This window comes from Symbiobacterium ostreiconchae (assembly GCF_055396975.1).
On sequence record NZ_AP042454.1, the window covers coordinates 2,637,126 to 2,651,780 of the forward strand.

Consider the following 14,655-nt stretch of genomic DNA (forward strand, 5'->3'; position numbering starts at 1 on the left):
TTCGCTTGCAGTACCGGTTGATTGCCCTCGACGTGGACGGCACGCTGTTCTGCGCTCGTCACCAGGTGTCCCCCCGCACGCTCGCGGCCCTGGCGGCCGCTCGGCGGCGCGGCGCGATCACGGTCATCGCCACGGGGCGCACGCCTCAGTCCGCGCTGCGCATCAGCCGGGAGATCGGCGGCGGGCCCGTGGTCTGCTGCAACGGCGCCGGCGTGCTGGACGACGGCGGACGGATACTTCACCAGTGCGGCATTCCCACCGACGCTTTGTTGAAGACCCTGGCCCTGGGGAGGCGGGCCGGCCTCCTCATGCACTGCTACACCCCGGAGGGGATGGTGCTGGACCAGCCGGTCGCACATCTGAAGAACGCCTACGCCTGGCTGCGCACCGGGGTGCAGGCGCTGCAGGCGGCGCGGGCTGTCGCGCGGCTCTGGGGCGAGAACCGGACCCGCCTGGTGCCCCGCCTCTCCCGGTGGGCGGCGGCGCCCGACCGGCCGCCGGTGCTGAAGCTGATGATGTTCGGCGATCCGGACATGCTGCCGGCCGTCGCGGCGGAGATCCGCCGGGAAGTGCAGGGGGTGGAGGTCACCTCCTCAGGGGCGGACAACCTGGAGGTAACCGCGGCCGGCATCTCCAAGGCGAGCGGCCTCAAGGTCCTCGGCGAGCGTCTGGACATTCCTCCTGAGGCGATGATCGCGTTCGGCGACTCGGATAACGACCTGACGATGCTGCGCTACGTGGGGCTGGGGGTGGCGATGGGCAACGCCGCGCCCCACGTTCGGGCGGCGGCGGACCGGGTGGCTCCGCCCTGCGACCAAGACGGCGTGGCGCATGTCCTGGAGGAGGTATGCGGAGGATGAGAGTCCTGGAGGCCGCGACCCAACTGTTGATGGGACTCTGGGTCGGCGCAGCGGCCGGCTTCGCCCTGTCCGCCCCCAAGATCTTCGAGGCCTTCGGCCCCGACCGGCAGTCGGCCGGCGACCTGGCGGGCGACATCATCTACCTGCTCAACAACGCCGGGCTGCTGCTGGGGGCGGCCGCGCTGCTGACCCTGCTGCCCCGGCTGAAGGGCGGCGTCAACAAGGCGCGGCTCGTGCTCCTCCTGGGCTGCCTGGGGCTGGCGCTGACCACCTGGCTCTACATCTTCCCGCAGATGGAACGGGCGCAGCCGCCCCAGCCCATTCAGACGTATGCCGAGACCGATCCCGTGCGGGTGGAGTACAACCGGTGGCACAAGCTGTCAGAGCGGGTGTACGGCGTGGCCATGGTGCTCGGCGCAGGCGTCATCGTGCTCGGACCCTTTGCCGAGCTGAAGGGAGGGCGCCGCTAGTTGGACTGGGAACAGCGGATCCTGCAGGCCCTGGAGTCCTCCCGGACCGGGTGGGATGAGCCCCCCGACTGGCGGGCCGCCCTCGCGCTGTACGACGGGCTGAGCCCTGCCGAGGCCATGGAGCTGGACCGCACCTTCGTCCGCATGGTCGACATCGGCTACCGGAACCCGCACGCTGCCTGGCAGCCGCGGCCCTTCGACCAGATCGAGGCCGGCCTGCCTTCCGGCATGGCGCCGGGGGACCTGCTCTGCATCGAGGCCGCGGTGCTGGTGGCGGCGGAGCGGGGGCTGGGCGACGCCTATTTCCCGTTCCTCCGGCTGATGAGCCTTCCCGCCTGGCACGTCATCCAGGGGAGGCTGACGTGGCTGGACCGGGAGGGGTTCGAGGCGCAGCGCAAGCTCAGCCTCACGCGCGCCGGCCGCGGCCTGGGCGCGCTGCTCGGCCAGGCGGTGGCCGACGCCCTGGGCTGCACGGTGGAGTTCATGAGCCGGGAGGCGATCCGGGCCCGCTACCCCGGCGGGCACCGGGAGATCGTGGGCGGCGGCCCCTTCGGGTTCCCGGCCGGTGCGTGGACGGACGACACGGCCATGGCGGTGGCAGTCGGCCGGGGGATCCTGGAGAATCCCGGCGACCCGGTCGATGCGGTGGGGCGCCATTTCGTCGCCTGGTTCCAGTCCGACCCGCCGGACGTGGGGAACACCTGCCGCACGGCCATCGCCGCCTACCTGCGGCTCGGGTCATGGGCGGCGGCCACGGCCCACGTGCAGGCGGAGCTGGGCCAGTGGGCGGCCGGCAACGGCGCGCTGATGCGGACACTTCCCGCCGCGCTGGCCTACGGGCCGGACCCGGCCCAGGCCATCCGCATCGGGCGGATGACCCACCCGCACCCCGAGTCCGACGCGGCGATCGCCGTCTACCACCGCGCCGCCAATGCGCTGCTGGACGGGGCCTCACCGACGGAGGCCCTGGCGGCCGGCCTGGCGCCGCTGCCGGGGGCTGAACCGGAGGTGCAGGCGGCGCTCGCCGACCTGGCCCGGCGGCTCGACGGCCTGGCCGACCGGCCTGTGGAACAGATCCGGTCCGGAGGCTACGTAATCGAGACGCTGGAGGCCGCGTTCTGGGCGCTGCTCCGGACGGACTCCCTGGAGGAATGCATCGTCGCCGCGGTGAATCTAGGGGATGATGCCGACACCGTCGGCGCGGTGGCCGGCGGTCTGGCCGGCGCGGCGTACGGCCCCGGGGCCGTGCCCCGGCGGTGGAGCCGGGCCCTCAGGGAGCGGGCGGTCATCGACGAACTGGCCGCCGGGCTCTACGAAGTCTACCGAACGCACAATACTCGCAGGTGATGGAGGTGTGGCGGCGGCCCGTACGGCACCGGGCCGCCGCAGCGGATGACAGCAGAGACGAAGAAGGCGGCAGGTATGCAGTTCGGCCTGACACTGGTGCAGAAGATCCTCTACGGAGCGCTGCTCATCGGCGCCGCCGCGGTGGTCGTGCTCCTGAGTCCGATCTTCACAGGTCCCCTGGGCACGGTGTTCTTCGTGCTCTACGGCGTGTTCGTCGGCGTGCTCTCCTGGTTCGTGTCGTCGGGCTGGGCGTTCAGCCTGGAGCTCACCCCGCGCGAGATCCGGGTGCGGGACGCCGGGCGGATCACGGTGATTCCCCTGGACAAGCTGGGCATGGTGGTGCGGGGCGGGCGGAACCCGCTTTTCCCCGTCATCTGGCTGGTGCTGCGGGGGGTCGACGTCGGCCGGGAGCTGCCGGAGAAGGGGGTCCACCCCGTGGCACGGGAGATGCTGGACACCTTCCGGCAGCGCAATCCGGGGAAGAGGATCACCTTCGTCCCGGTTCCGGCGGTCTACCTCCGTTCTCCCGCCGAGTTCGTCGGTGAACTCAAGCGGCGCATTCCCCCGCTGACGATTGATGACCGACTTGGGCGAAAGTAGGCCCGTCATCCCTTGTCACGGGCGGCATTGTGTGCTATTATGAGCAACGAGGTAGCTGTTCCGTGTCCTAAGGAGTGGGTGTCAACCCACTCTTTTCAACGTCCGACGGTTCCCTGCAGTGCGGGTTCGCCACGAGCCGGTGCGAGCCGGCTCATTTGGTGCCTGCGATCGGGACAGAGTAGTAGTGTTGAAGGCATGTCGCCGGGCTGCATGGCCCGGTGTGATCGGAGGTCTGGTCCTGTTTGGCGAAGAGCGGAAAGCGTCTCGAGGAGATGGTGGAGCAACTGGCGGCCCCCCACGCGGCGGCGCTGGGGCTGGAGTTGGTGGGCGTCGAGCTGGTCAAGGAAGGAGCGTATCGCTACCTTCGGGTCTATATCGACAAGGAGGGCGGGGTTGGGTTCGACGACTGCGAGGCGCTGAGCCGAGTGGTCGACGCCCGGTTGGACGAAATCCTTCCCAATCCACCGTACGATTTCTTCGAGGTCTCTTCGCCCGGGCTGGACCGGCCCTTAAAGCGCGAGGCAGACTTCGCCCGCTACGCGGGGCACAAGGTGGTGGTCACCACCTACGCCCCCGTGGACGGGCAGAAGTCGTTTGTGGGTGAGTTGCAGGGGCTGGTGGACGGCCGGGTGACCCTGACCCTGACCGAGGGGAAGGCGGCGGGGCAGACCATCGCCATCGACCGCAAACAGGTGGCAAGCGCCCGCCTTTACGTTGAGTTATAGGAGTTTGAGAGGGGACTTGAGGGATGAAAGCCGAGATTCTCGAGGCGCTGGATGACCTGGTGCGTGAACGGGGCATCTCGCGGGAGGTCCTGATCGAGGCGATTGAGGCGGCGCTGATTTCCGCCTACCGCCGCAACTTCGGGGCGGCGCAGAACGTGCGGGTCTTCTTCGATGACAAGACCGGCGAGTACCGGGTGTACGCACAGAAGGAGATCGTGGAAGAGGTGACCGACCCGCGGCTGCAGGTCAGTCTCGAGGAGGCTCGGATGAAGAACCCGAACTTGCAGCTGGGCGACGTGTTCGAGGTGGAGGTCACCCCGCGCGACTTCGGCCGCATCGCCGCGCAGACCGCCAAACAGGTGGTGGTGCAGCGCATCCGCGAGGCCGAGCGCGGCATGATCTACGAGGAATACTCCAGCCGTGAGGGCGAGATCGTCACCGGCCTGGTCCAGCGCCAGGACCCCAAGACCCGGACGGTCTACCTGGAGCTGGCCCGGGGCGTGGAGGCCGTGCTCATCTCCAACGAGCAGATTCCCGGTGAGCGGTACGTGGAGAACCAGCGGATCAAGGCCTATGTGATTGAAGTCAAGCGCACCACGAAGGGGCCGGCCATCGCGGTCTCCCGGACCCACCCAGGCCTCCTGAAGCGGCTGTTCGAACTGGAAGTGCCCGAGATTCACGACGGCACGGTCGAGATCAAGGGCATCGCGCGCGAAGCCGGCTCCCGCTCGAAGATCGCGGTGATGGCCCGGGAGCCGAACGTCGACCCCGTCGGGGCCTGCGTGGGGCAGAAGGGGCAGCGGGTGCAGAACATCGTCGATGAGCTGCAGGGCGAGAAGATCGACGTGGTGGAGTGGTCCCCCGATCCCGAGGTGTTCGTGGCCAAGGCGCTCTCGCCGGCCAAGGTCACGCAGGTGATCTGCGACGAGGCGACCCGGACGGCGCGGGTGATTGTGCCGGACTACCAGCTTTCGCTGGCCATCGGCAAGGAAGGGCAGAACGCCCGGCTGGCGGCCAAGCTGACCGGCTGGAAGATCGACATCAAGTCCGAGTCGCAGGCGCAGTCCGGCGGCTGGGAGGATGGAGGCGAGGACGACGTCGGTTAATTCCGGGCACGCCCCGTGTCCGGTCGGGCCATGAAGGGAGGTGGTGACGATGGCCAGAGGGCGGCAGCCCAAGGTGAAGAAGGTTCCCCAGCGCATGTGTGTCGGCTGCGGGCAGATGCGCCCCAAGAAGGAACTGATCCGGGTCGTGCGCACGCCCGAAGGCGCCATCGAGCTCGACACCTCTCCCTCCGGCAAGCGCCCCGGGCGCGGCGCTTACCTCTGCCCGGACAGCGAGTGTCTGGCCAAGGCGGTGAAAGGCAAGCGCCTGGAACGGTCGCTGGAGCAGCCGATCTCCGACGAGGTCTGGGCCCAGCTCGAGGCGCAGATGGGGACGGTGAAGGCGACGTGATCTCGCCGCCGCTGCACTCGATGCTCGGGCTCTGCCAGCGGGCAGGGCAGCTGGTCTCCGGAGATCTGGCCGCCGAACAGGCGCTGCGGCGCGGACACGCCCACCTGGTGCTGGTCGCCGGGGACGCCAGCGAACGAACCCGCGCCAAGTTTGCCCACCTGGCTGCGGAAGCCGGGGCCCCGTGTTACGTCGTGGGCACCCGGGAAACCCTGGGCAAGGCGATCGGGAAGGCCGCGCGTGCGGTCGTGGTCGTCCGGTCCCGCGATTTCACCCGGGGGATCCTCGGGATCCTCCAGCGGGAAGGCCTGGCGCCGGTGACAGGACGGGGGTGATCCGTTGGAGCCCAGGCTTCGCGTATTCGAACTCGCTAGAGAGTTGGGAGTGGACTCCAAACGCATACTGGAGGTCCTTCAATCTTTGAACGTGGATGTGAAAAACCATATGAGCACCATCGACCAGAAGACAGCTGAGAAGGTGACCGACGCGGTCAGGCGCACCGGCGCCCAGGAAGGGGGCGGTGCTGCCAAGTCTGCCGCGAAGGCCGCGAAGCCGGCGGCCCAGCAGAAGCCGACGCGCGAGGCGAATCCGGCGAAGGCTTCGCTGCTCGAGGACTTCTTCGGCGCCGGCACCCGCCCGAAGCGGCCCGTCGCCGAGAAGCGGGACCGCCGTCCGCTCACCGAACGGCGGCCGCTGGCGGAGCGCCCGCTGGCCGAACGCCCGCTGGCCGAACGGCCGGCGGCTGAGCTGCGGCCCGGCGGCGCGAGGCCCGCTGCGTCAGGCCGCCCGGCTGCGGAGGTGCCGCCCGCAGCGGAGCGGCGTCCGGCGGAAAAGGCGCCGGCCGCAGCCGCCGCTGCCCCTGTGACGGATCGCGCTCGCGCGGAAGCGCCCGCCGCGCCAGCCGCGCGCGCCGGGGCCAAGCCCGCAGGGGCCGATGCAGGCCCGCCTGAAGAGGCTGCCGGGCGGGCGCAGGCGGAGCAGAAGGCGGCCACCAGCGCCGCGCCTGCAGCGGAAGCGCCTGCGGCCAGCGCCGCGGCGAAGCCGGCCCGTGAACCCGAGGCCGGATCCGACGCCGCGGCTGCGGCGAAGCGGCAGGCGCCGGCTGCGGAGCGCCGCGAGGAGCCGCCGGCGGCGTCCGCGCAGCCGTCCGGACCGAGCCGGCCGGTTCCGGCCGGACCCGGCCAGCCTGCGAAGGCCGCCTCCGCGGGCTCCGGCGTGCCGGCCAGGCCCGCGGCGTCCGCGAAGCCGGGGATCGGTCTGCCTTCGAAGCCGGGCGACAAGCCGGCTGAGGCGGCGCGGCCCGCGGGCTCGGGCATCGGACTGCCCGTCAAGCCGGCCGGGCCCCGGCCGGGCGCACGCCCTGCGGGCGGGCTCGGCCTGCCGCAGAAGCCCAAGCCCGGGGCCGGCAGACCCGGGGGCCTCGGGCTGCCGCAGCGGCCTGGCCGCCGGGGCGCGCCCCTGGCCATCCCGAAGCTGGATCCCAAGGTGGCCGAGCAGGCGAAGTCCAGCGAGGGCAAGCCGCGCACCGGGCAGGGCGGCGACAAGCGGCGCGGCGCCGTGTACGATCGCCGGGAGCACGCATCCTCCCAGCCCGCTGAGGAGAAGCTGTTCGCGCAGCGGGTCAGGCGGAAGAGCGCCTCTGCCGAGCGGCGCAACCTGAAGCCCATCACCGTGACGGGGCCCATGTCGGTGAAGGACCTGGCCCACGCGATGGGGGTGACGGCGGCAGAGGTCATCAAGACGCTGCTCACCGGTTTCGGCATCATGGCGACCATCAACCAGGAGCTGGACGTCGACACCTGCGTGCTGGTGGCTTCGGAGTTCGGCGTCGAGGCGACGGTCGAGCAGAAGGAAGACATCACGGAGATCTACGACCGGGTCGAGGATCCCGACGAGCCGGAGGAGCTGAAGAAGCCGCGGCACCCGGTGGTCACCATCATGGGCCACGTGGACCACGGCAAGACCTCGCTGCTGGACGCGATCCGGCAGGCGAAGGTGGCGGCCGGCGAGGCCGGCGGCATCACGCAGCACATCGGCGCCTACGAGGTGGAGCTGAACGGCCGGAAGATCACCTTCCTCGACACCCCGGGCCACGAGGCCTTCACGGCCATGCGCGCCCGCGGCGCGAACGTGACCGACATCGCCGTGCTGGTCGTCGCGGCGGATGATTCGGTCATGCCGCAGACGGTGGAGTCGATCAACCACGCCAAGGCCGCCAACGTGCCCATCCTGGTCGCGATCAACAAGATCGACAAGGAGACGGCCAACCCGCAGCGGGTCATGCAGGACCTCACCCAGTACGGGCTGGTGCCTGAGGAGTGGGGCGGCGACACCATTATGGTACCGGTGTCCGCCAAGCAGAAGACCAACCTGGACCTGCTGCTGGAGAATATCCTGGTATTGGCAGAGGTATCCGAGCTGAAGGCGAATCCCGACAAGCCGGCGGCGGGCACCATCCTGGAGGCCGCACTGGACAAGTCGCGGGGCCCGGTGGCCACCGTGCTGGTGCAGGCGGGCACGCTCAACACCGGCGACGTGTTCGTGGCCGGCAGCGCCTGGGGCCGGGTGCGCGCGATGTTCGACCACCGCGGCCGCAAGCTGAAGTCGGCCGGCCCGTCCACGCCGGTGCGGGTGCTGGGCTTCGACTCCGTGCCGCAGGCCGGCGACGTGTTCCGCGTGACGCCGGACGAGAAGACGGCCCGCAGCATCGCGGAGAAGCGCATTGCCAAGGCCCAGGCGGAGCGGCAGGCCCAGAAGGCCATCTCGCTGGACGACTTCATGAGCCAGGTCGCCCAGGGCGAGATGAAGGACCTGAACGTCATCGTCAAGGGCGACGTGCACGGCTCCGTCGAGGCCATCCGCGGCCAGCTGGAGAAGCTGCGGAACGAAGAGGTCCAGGTCAAGATCATCCACACGGGTGTCGGCGCCATCTCGGAGTCCGACGTCATGCTGGCGGTCGCCTCCAAGGCCATCATCATCGGCTTCAACGTGCGTCCTGACGACCGGGCCTCGCGCGCGGCGGACGAGCACGGCATCGATATCCGCACGTACAGCGTCATCTACGACATCGTCAACGATATCGAGGCCGCCATGAAGGGCATGCTCAAGCCCAAGATCGAAGAGGTCATCCTGGGCAAGGCCGAGGTGCGGGAGACCTTCAAGGTGCCCAAGGTCGGCGTGGCCGCCGGATGCATGGTCATCCAGGGCAAGGTCACCCGCAGCGCCCGGTACCGGCTCATCCGCGACGGCGTGGTCGTGTGGGACGGCGAGATCAACGCGCTGCGCCGGTTCAAGGACGAGGTCAAGGAAGTGGCCGAGGGTTACGAATGCGGCATTACCCTCACCAACTTCAACGACTTCAAGCGCGGCGACATTCTCGAGGCTTACGAGCTTCAGGAGGTCAAGGCCGGCTAGCCCGGTGACGAATCCGGCGAAGGCCGGTGGCAGCGCCACCGGCCTTCGCTTGACAAGAGGGCCCCGTTGAAGGGGTCCTGCGGGAGGTGTGTTCCCCATGGCAGGGAACTCGCGCGCCGTCCGTGTGGGCGAGCAGATGCGCGACGAACTGGCCCAGCTCCTGCGCGACGAGGTGAAGGACCCGCGCATCGGGTTCGCCTCGATCGTCAAGGTGGAGGTCTCGCGTGACATCCGGCACGCGAAGGTGTACGTCTCCGTGCTGGGCAACGAGCAGCAGAAGAAGGACACCATGGCCGGGCTCGCGTCCGCCACGGGGTTCCTGCGCAGCGAACTGGCGAAACGGCTGCAGCTCCGGTACATGCCCGAGCTGCACTTCGCCCTGGACGAGTCGATCGAGCACGGGCAGCGCATCGCGCAGCTGCTGGTCCAGGTGCGAGAGGAACAGCAGCGGAGCGGCCGGGAAGAGGGTGAGTAACCTGCAGGTCGACCTCAGGGCGGCGAGCCGGATGATCGCCCAGGCGCAGCGTATCCTCTTTTTCATGCACGTCCAGCCCGACGGCGACTCCATCGGGTCGACGCTGGGCATGATCCGCGCCCTCCGGCAGATGGGCAAGGAGGCCATCCTGGTGGGGGCGGATCCCATCCCGCCCATGTTTCACTTCCTGCCCGGCTGGGACGTGTACCGCGTGCCGTGGCAGGAGGTGGAGGGGGAATGGGACCTTTCCTGCTTCCTGGACTGCGGCGACCTGGAGCGGGTGGGCGAAGCCCTGCCCGCGGTGCGGCGCGGCCGCACGACGCTGAATGTGGATCACCACGTGACCAACACGTCGTTCGCCGACTACAACTATCTGGACTTCTCGGCCGCAGCGGTGGGTGAGCTGGCGTTCCGCATCCTGCGGGAGATCGGCGCGCCCATCGACGCCGAGACGGCCTTGTGCCTGTATACGTCCCTCGTGACCGACACGGGCGGTTTCCGGTACGACTCCACGGGGCCGGGCACGCACCGGGTGGCCGCCGAGCTGATCGAGCTGGGCGCCCGTCCCTATGACGTGGCCCAGGCGATCTTTGAGACAGAGCCGCTCTCCCGCCTGGCCCTGCTGGCCCGCGCCCTGCAGACCCTGCAGCTGGACCAGGGCGGACGCATCGCGTGGATGGTGGTCACCCGCAGGCTGCTGGCCGAGGCCGGGGCGACGGACCATGACGTGGAGGGCATCGTGAACTACGCCCGCTCGGTCGCCGGGGTCGAGGTCGGCATCCTGTTCAAGGAGACGGCGGAGGGCGCGGTGCGCGTGAACCTCCGCTCCCGCCGCACCGTCGACGTGGGTGCGGTGGCCCAGCGCTTCGGCGGCGGCGGCCACGCGCGCGCCGCCGGCTGCACCTTGCACAACGTGCCGATCGAGGACGCGGTGGCGCAGGTCGTGTCCGCGGTGAGGGCGGTGCTGTGACGATGGCGCGGCAGGACAGCGGTGCGCGTCCCCCGGCCGACGGAGTGCTCAACCTCCTGAAGCCGCCGGGGATGACGTCGCATGACGTGGTGGCGTTCGTCCGCCGGACCTTGGGCGTGAAGAAGGTCGGCCATACGGGGACGCTGGATCCCGGCGTGGCCGGGGTCCTGCCGGTATGCGTCGGGCGGGCCACCCGCCTGGCGGAGTACATCGCCGGGGCCGACAAGGCATACCGCGCGGAGATCACCTTCGGGGCGGCGACCGACACCCAGGACAGTTTTGGCGAGGTGGTGGCGGAGGCCGACGCCTCGCACCTGACCCGCGGCGACATCGCCTACGCCCTCACGCGCTTTCACGGTCCCATCGAGCAGGTGCCCCCGATGGTCAGTGCGGTGAAGGTGGGCGGCCGGCGGCTGTATGAGCTGGCCCGCGAGGGCGTCGAGGTGCAGCGGGAGCCCCGGCAGGTGTTCATCCACCGGCTGCAGCTGCTGGATTTCCGGCCCGGGCCCAGGCCGGTCGCCTACGTGGATGTGGTGTGCTCGAAGGGCACCTACGTGCGCACCCTGGCCCACGACCTGGGTCAGCTCCTGCGGGTGGGCGCGCACCTCTCCTACCTGGTGCGGACGCGCTCGGGGCAGTTCCGGCTGGCCGACGCCGCCACCCTGGAGGAGCTGGCCGCCGGGAAGGCGCCGCTTCTGCCGCCGGCCGCGGCCCTGGGGGACATGCCCCGGGTGAAGGTCGCCGGGCAGGTGGCCGCACGGGTGCTTCACGGCGTGGCCCCCCGGGTTCGGGTCGCGCATCCGGATGGCTCCGTCGTGGCGGTCGTGACGGAGGACGGCGACCTGCTCGCGCTGGCGGAAGCCGTCAGGGGAGGTCTGCGGCTCCGGAAAGTGTTTTCATAATGCCATCATGAGGTAGAGACATGGAACTGGTAACACGCATCGAGGACGTCCCGGTCCGGGGTACGGGCAACATCATCGCTATCGGAAAGTGGGACGGCGTGCACCTGGCCCACCAGGCCATCCTGCGGGCGCTGGTTGCGGAGGCCCGCCGGGTGGGGGGGCAGTCCGTGGCCGTCGGTTTTCACCCCCTGCCGATGCAGGTGCTGCGCCCGGAGGTGGCGCCCCCGATGCTGATGACCCTGGAGGAGCGCGCCGAACTGATGGCCCAGATGGGCGTCGACGTCCACCTGGCGCTGCCCTTTGACCAGGATTTCGCGAACCTCACGCCGGAGGCGTTTGTTCACCAGGTGCTGGTGGGCCGGCTGCGGGCCCAGCAGGTGATGGTCGGCTTCAACAACACGTTCGGCCGGGGGGGCAAGGGGACGGCCGAGACCATGCGCCAGCTCTGCGCGCCCCTGGGCATTCCGGTGCACATCTTCCAGCCCGTGCGGGTGGACGGCGAGAACGTCTCCTCCACGGAGGTGCGGTTCGCCGTGGCCAAGGGGCGCATCCAGGCCGCAGCCCAGCTGCTGGGCCGGCCGTATGCGTTCCGGGGGATTGTGGTCCACGGCGACAAGCGGGGCCGGCTGCTCGGCTACCCGACGGCCAACATTCAGCTGGACTCGGGAAGGCTCCTGCCGCCGAACGGCGTCTACACCGCCCGGGTCACGGTGCTGGGGGAGCCGAGAAAGCTGCAGCCCCCGGCCACCGTCGCTCCCCGCACCGGTCCGGTGTACGGGGCCATGCTGAACCTGGGGATGCGCCCGACGGTCGGCGGCACGCAGTTGCGGTGCGAGGCCCATCTGTTTGACTTCAGCGGCGACCTGTACGGGCAGGAGGTCCAGGTGGAGTTGCTGGCGCCCATGCGGCCGGAGCGCACGTTCCCGAGCCTGGAGGCCCTGGTGGCGCAGCTCCGCGAGGACGAGCGGGCGGCGCGCGCGTTCCTGGCCCGCTGGACGGAGGCCCGGCCGTGATGGGCAGGGTGCGGCTGGACCGGCTGCTGGCGCACATGGGGTTCGGGAGCCGCAAGGAGATCCGGGCCCTGCTGAAGGCCGGACGGGTGACCGTGGACGGGGCCGTGGTCACCGACCCCGGCGCCCAGGTGGACCCCAGGGCGCAGGCGGTGGCGGTGGACGGCGGGCCGGTGCGCTTTCAGCAGCACTTTCACGTGCTGCTGCACAAGCCGTCCGGGGTGATCACCGCGACGGCCGATTCCCGGCAGGCCACGGTGATGGACGTGCTGCCGGAGGAGCTGCGCCGCGGGGATCTGGTGCCCGTGGGCCGGCTGGACAAGGACACCGAGGGGCTCCTGCTGCTGACCACCGACGGCGCGCTGGCCCACCGGCTGCTCGCGCCGCGCTGGCACCAGCCCAAGCAGTACCTGGCCCGGGTGGACCAGCCCCTGGAGCCGGCGGATCAGGAGGCCTTCGCCCGGGGCATCGCCCTGCAGGATGGCTATGTGACCCTTCCGGCGCGCCTGGAGATCACCGGGCTGCAGGAGGGGCTCGTGACGATCCATGAAGGCAAGTACCATCAGGTGCGGCGGATGTTCGCCGCCCGGGGCAAGCGGGTCGTCTACCTCAAGCGCATCGCGATGGGCCCGCTGCGCCTGGGGGACCTGCCCCGGGGCGCAGCCCGCCCGCTGACGGCGGAAGAGGTGGCCGCGCTCTACGCGTCGGCGCGGCTTCCGAACCCCGATTCGCCCGACGATGCGCTTGCCCGCCCGCCCGGGGTGTGATACACTTATCGTCGTCGAACAACCGGCGACTCGGTCTGCCGCTGACTCCGGCGGTTTACTGGGTCACCGGCGTTTCCCAGATCAGGAGGAGGTTGAATTTCCGTGCCGCTGTCTCAGGAAGAGAAGCAGAGGATCATCAACGAGTTCAAGACCCATGAGACCGACACCGGGTCGCCCGAGGTCCAGGTGGCGCTGCTGACCCACCGGATCAACGAGCTCACCGAGCACCTGCGGGTACACAAGAAGGATCACCACTCCCGCCGGGGTCTGCTGAAGATGGTCGGCCAGCGTCGCGCACTGCTCGTCTACCTGAACAAGATCTCCCCGGAGCGGTACGCCAAGCTGATCGAGCGGCTGAACATCCGGACCGTCATCCGCTGAAGCGAGCAAAGAAGCGCGAGACCGAATCCAAGGGGTTCGGTCTCGCTGTTTTCCGAACGATTTGGGGCCGGCGGCCGGTCTTGTAGGTAGAGGTGGTGTACCTGTGGCCAGAACGGACGCCGAGCGCCGGGAGGCCTTTGCGGCCCTGTTTTCCCAGATGGCGCCCCGCCTTTACCGCACGGCCCTGGGCATCCTCGGCAACCCCCACGACGCCGCCGATGCCCTGCAGGAGGCCGGGCTGAAGGCCTTCCGGTATTTCGACTCCCTGGCCGACCCCGCGGCGGGGCCGGCCTGGTTGAACCGCATCCTGATCAACACCTGTTACGACCTCGGCCGGAGGCGCTGTCGGTCCGTTCCGACCGGCCTGGCTGCCGCGGACACGCCCGGCAGCTACGCCGCGCCCGAGACGGACTGGGAGCTGCTGGAGGCGCTGCAGCTGCTCTCGCCGGAACAGCGGACCACGGTGGTGCTCCGCTTCTTCCAGGACCTCACCATCCCTCAGATCGCCCAGGTGATGGCGGTGCCCGAGGGAACGGTGAAGTCACGGCTGCATGCCAGCATGGCGAGACTGCGCACGGCCCTCGCCTCATCCGAAAAGGAGGGTGTGCAGTGAGACCTTACGTGATCGGCGGCGCCTGCGACCGGGTGCGCCAGCAGGTGGACGCGGCCATGATCGAGGGGGTGCTGACCCTGCCCCCCGCCCTGGCCGCCCATGCGGAGCGCTGCCCCCACTGCAGCGCGGAGGTGCACGAGGTCGAGACGCTCCTGCAGCGGCTGCGCAGCCTGCCGGCGAGTCTGGACCTGAGTCCGGTGCCCGCGGCGGTGGACCGGGTGCTGCAGGCCGCGGCGGCGGACCTTCCCTCTGTGGCTGCCGGCGCGGCGCCTGGCGAGGCACGGCGGCGCACGCCCCAGTGGCGGTGGGTGCTGGGGCAGGTGGCGGCGGTGGCGGCGATGCTCATCGTCGCCGCCGGCGGGCTCACGTTGCTGGGCCTGAAGATCCACGACGCGGTCACCGGGGCCGAACCCAGCGCGATCGTGGAGCGGTGGGTGGCGCCCCTGCGTGAATGGACCGAGGCCCTGTTCCGGAACGCCCGGTAGGCGGGGAAAGAACCCGTGCACGCGAGCGGGGCGGAAAGAGAGCCTGCGCGCTCGCCCTCGGCGAGACGGGCAGGCTCTTTGGCGCGCGACGGCGCCCCGGGCAGCCGGCGGTGGCAGCTCCGCGCGCCTACCACTCATATTTCCTTCCGTAGGAAGGAGATGCTAGTCAAAGTGTGGAAACCAG

Annotated in this window: 17 protein-coding genes; all 17 read left to right on the forward strand. The window is 70.1% G+C overall.

The features are described 5' to 3' along the window. Positions 1-5 precede the first annotated feature (5 nt). The 17 genes from ACZ5UM_RS12750 (at position 6) to ACZ5UM_RS12830 (ending at position 14,471) form a co-directional block, all read left to right on the forward strand. Positions 6-860 carry a Cof-type HAD-IIB family hydrolase gene (locus tag ACZ5UM_RS12750; RefSeq protein WP_464844636.1) on the forward strand — a complete coding sequence of 285 codons (855 nt, stop codon included), beginning with the start codon at positions 6-8 and terminating at the stop codon, positions 858-860. Further along, complete coding sequence (locus ACZ5UM_RS12755; RefSeq protein WP_464844638.1) at positions 857-1,330, forward strand: DUF4149 domain-containing protein; 474 nt, start codon at positions 857-859, stop codon at positions 1,328-1,330. The genes ACZ5UM_RS12750 and ACZ5UM_RS12755 overlap by 4 nt, the downstream gene beginning before the upstream one ends. After that, positions 1,331-2,677 carry an ADP-ribosylglycohydrolase family protein gene (locus tag ACZ5UM_RS12760; RefSeq protein WP_464844639.1) on the forward strand — a complete coding sequence of 449 codons (1,347 nt, stop codon included), beginning with the start codon at positions 1,331-1,333 and terminating at the stop codon, positions 2,675-2,677. Between the two features lie 75 nt (positions 2,678-2,752). Continuing rightward, positions 2,753-3,277, forward strand: coding sequence for a hypothetical protein (locus tag ACZ5UM_RS12765; RefSeq protein ID WP_464844641.1), 525 nt, complete (start codon positions 2,753-2,755; stop codon positions 3,275-3,277). 242 nt (positions 3,278-3,519) lie between these two features. Then, entirely contained in the window at positions 3,520-4,002 is a 483-nt protein-coding gene (locus ACZ5UM_RS12770; RefSeq protein WP_464844642.1) for a ribosome maturation factor RimP, read from the forward strand. 23 nt (positions 4,003-4,025) lie between these two features. Next, positions 4,026-5,108 (forward strand): transcription termination factor NusA, encoded by a 1,083-nt coding sequence (nusA, locus tag ACZ5UM_RS12775; protein ID WP_464844643.1) that lies wholly within the window; start codon positions 4,026-4,028, stop codon positions 5,106-5,108. Positions 5,109-5,157: 49 nt separating this feature from the next. Beyond that, positions 5,158-5,457: an RNase P modulator RnpM gene (gene rnpM, locus ACZ5UM_RS12780; RefSeq protein ID WP_464844644.1), complete on the forward strand. Its 300-nt coding sequence runs from the start codon at positions 5,158-5,160 to the stop codon at positions 5,455-5,457. Further along, on the forward strand, positions 5,454-5,789 hold the full coding sequence (locus ACZ5UM_RS12785) for a L7Ae/L30e/S12e/Gadd45 family ribosomal protein (RefSeq protein WP_464844645.1): 336 nt from the start codon (positions 5,454-5,456) through the stop codon (positions 5,787-5,789). The genes rnpM and ACZ5UM_RS12785 overlap by 4 nt, the downstream gene beginning before the upstream one ends. Positions 5,790-5,793: 4 nt before the next feature. Continuing rightward, on the forward strand, positions 5,794-8,868 hold the full coding sequence (gene infB, locus ACZ5UM_RS12790; protein ID WP_464844646.1) for a translation initiation factor IF-2: 3,075 nt from the start codon (positions 5,794-5,796) through the stop codon (positions 8,866-8,868). 97 nt (positions 8,869-8,965) lie between these two features. Next, positions 8,966-9,343, forward strand: a complete 378-nt coding sequence (gene rbfA / locus ACZ5UM_RS12795; RefSeq protein ID WP_464844647.1) for a 30S ribosome-binding factor RbfA — start codon at positions 8,966-8,968, stop codon at positions 9,341-9,343. Next, the gene (locus ACZ5UM_RS12800; protein WP_464844648.1) at positions 9,336-10,313 is read left to right on the forward strand and encodes a DHH family phosphoesterase; all 978 of its coding nucleotides are present in this window, start codon (positions 9,336-9,338) and stop codon (positions 10,311-10,313) included. Before rbfA ends, ACZ5UM_RS12800 begins: the two co-directional genes overlap by 8 nt. Positions 10,314-10,315: 2 nt before the next feature. Next, positions 10,316-11,215, forward strand: a complete 900-nt coding sequence (gene truB, locus ACZ5UM_RS12805) for a tRNA pseudouridine(55) synthase TruB (RefSeq protein WP_464848374.1) — start codon at positions 10,316-10,318, stop codon at positions 11,213-11,215. Between the two features lie 20 nt (positions 11,216-11,235). Continuing rightward, positions 11,236-12,228 (forward strand): bifunctional riboflavin kinase/FAD synthetase, encoded by a 993-nt coding sequence (locus tag ACZ5UM_RS12810; RefSeq protein ID WP_464844650.1) that lies wholly within the window; start codon positions 11,236-11,238, stop codon positions 12,226-12,228. Continuing rightward, positions 12,228-12,992 (forward strand): pseudouridine synthase, encoded by a 765-nt coding sequence (locus ACZ5UM_RS12815; protein ID WP_464848375.1) that lies wholly within the window; start codon positions 12,228-12,230, stop codon positions 12,990-12,992. Before ACZ5UM_RS12810 ends, ACZ5UM_RS12815 begins: the two co-directional genes overlap by 1 nt. A 102-nt stretch (positions 12,993-13,094) precedes the next feature. Then, positions 13,095-13,373 (forward strand): 30S ribosomal protein S15, encoded by a 279-nt coding sequence (gene rpsO / locus ACZ5UM_RS12820; RefSeq protein WP_464844651.1) that lies wholly within the window; start codon positions 13,095-13,097, stop codon positions 13,371-13,373. 103 nt (positions 13,374-13,476) lie between these two features. Next, positions 13,477-13,986 (forward strand): RNA polymerase sigma factor, encoded by a 510-nt coding sequence (locus ACZ5UM_RS12825; protein WP_464844652.1) that lies wholly within the window; start codon positions 13,477-13,479, stop codon positions 13,984-13,986. Next, the gene (locus tag ACZ5UM_RS12830; protein ID WP_464844654.1) at positions 13,983-14,471 is read left to right on the forward strand and encodes a hypothetical protein; all 489 of its coding nucleotides are present in this window, start codon (positions 13,983-13,985) and stop codon (positions 14,469-14,471) included. The genes ACZ5UM_RS12825 and ACZ5UM_RS12830 overlap by 4 nt, the downstream gene beginning before the upstream one ends. Positions 14,472-14,655: the final 184 nt, after the last annotated feature.

What these genes read in the sequence shown, in the direction of transcription:
- ACZ5UM_RS12755 (WP_464844638.1), top strand. Translation starts at nt 857, where the DNA reads ATGAGAGTCCTGGAGGCCGCGACCCAACTGTTGATGGGACTCTGGGTC.
- ACZ5UM_RS12815 (WP_464848375.1), top strand. Translation starts at nt 12,228, where the DNA reads ATGGGCAGGGTGCGGCTGGACCGGCTGCTGGCGCACATGGGGTTCGGG.
- rbfA (WP_464844647.1), top strand. Translation starts at nt 8,966, where the DNA reads ATGGCAGGGAACTCGCGCGCCGTCCGTGTGGGCGAGCAGATGCGCGAC.
- ACZ5UM_RS12765 (WP_464844641.1), top strand. Translation starts at nt 2,753, where the DNA reads ATGCAGTTCGGCCTGACACTGGTGCAGAAGATCCTCTACGGAGCGCTG.
- rnpM (WP_464844644.1), top strand. Translation starts at nt 5,158, where the DNA reads ATGGCCAGAGGGCGGCAGCCCAAGGTGAAGAAGGTTCCCCAGCGCATG.
- nusA (WP_464844643.1), top strand. Translation starts at nt 4,026, where the DNA reads ATGAAAGCCGAGATTCTCGAGGCGCTGGATGACCTGGTGCGTGAACGG.
- ACZ5UM_RS12810 (WP_464844650.1), top strand. Translation starts at nt 11,236, where the DNA reads ATGGAACTGGTAACACGCATCGAGGACGTCCCGGTCCGGGGTACGGGC.
- truB (WP_464848374.1), top strand. Translation starts at nt 10,316, where the DNA reads ATGGCGCGGCAGGACAGCGGTGCGCGTCCCCCGGCCGACGGAGTGCTC.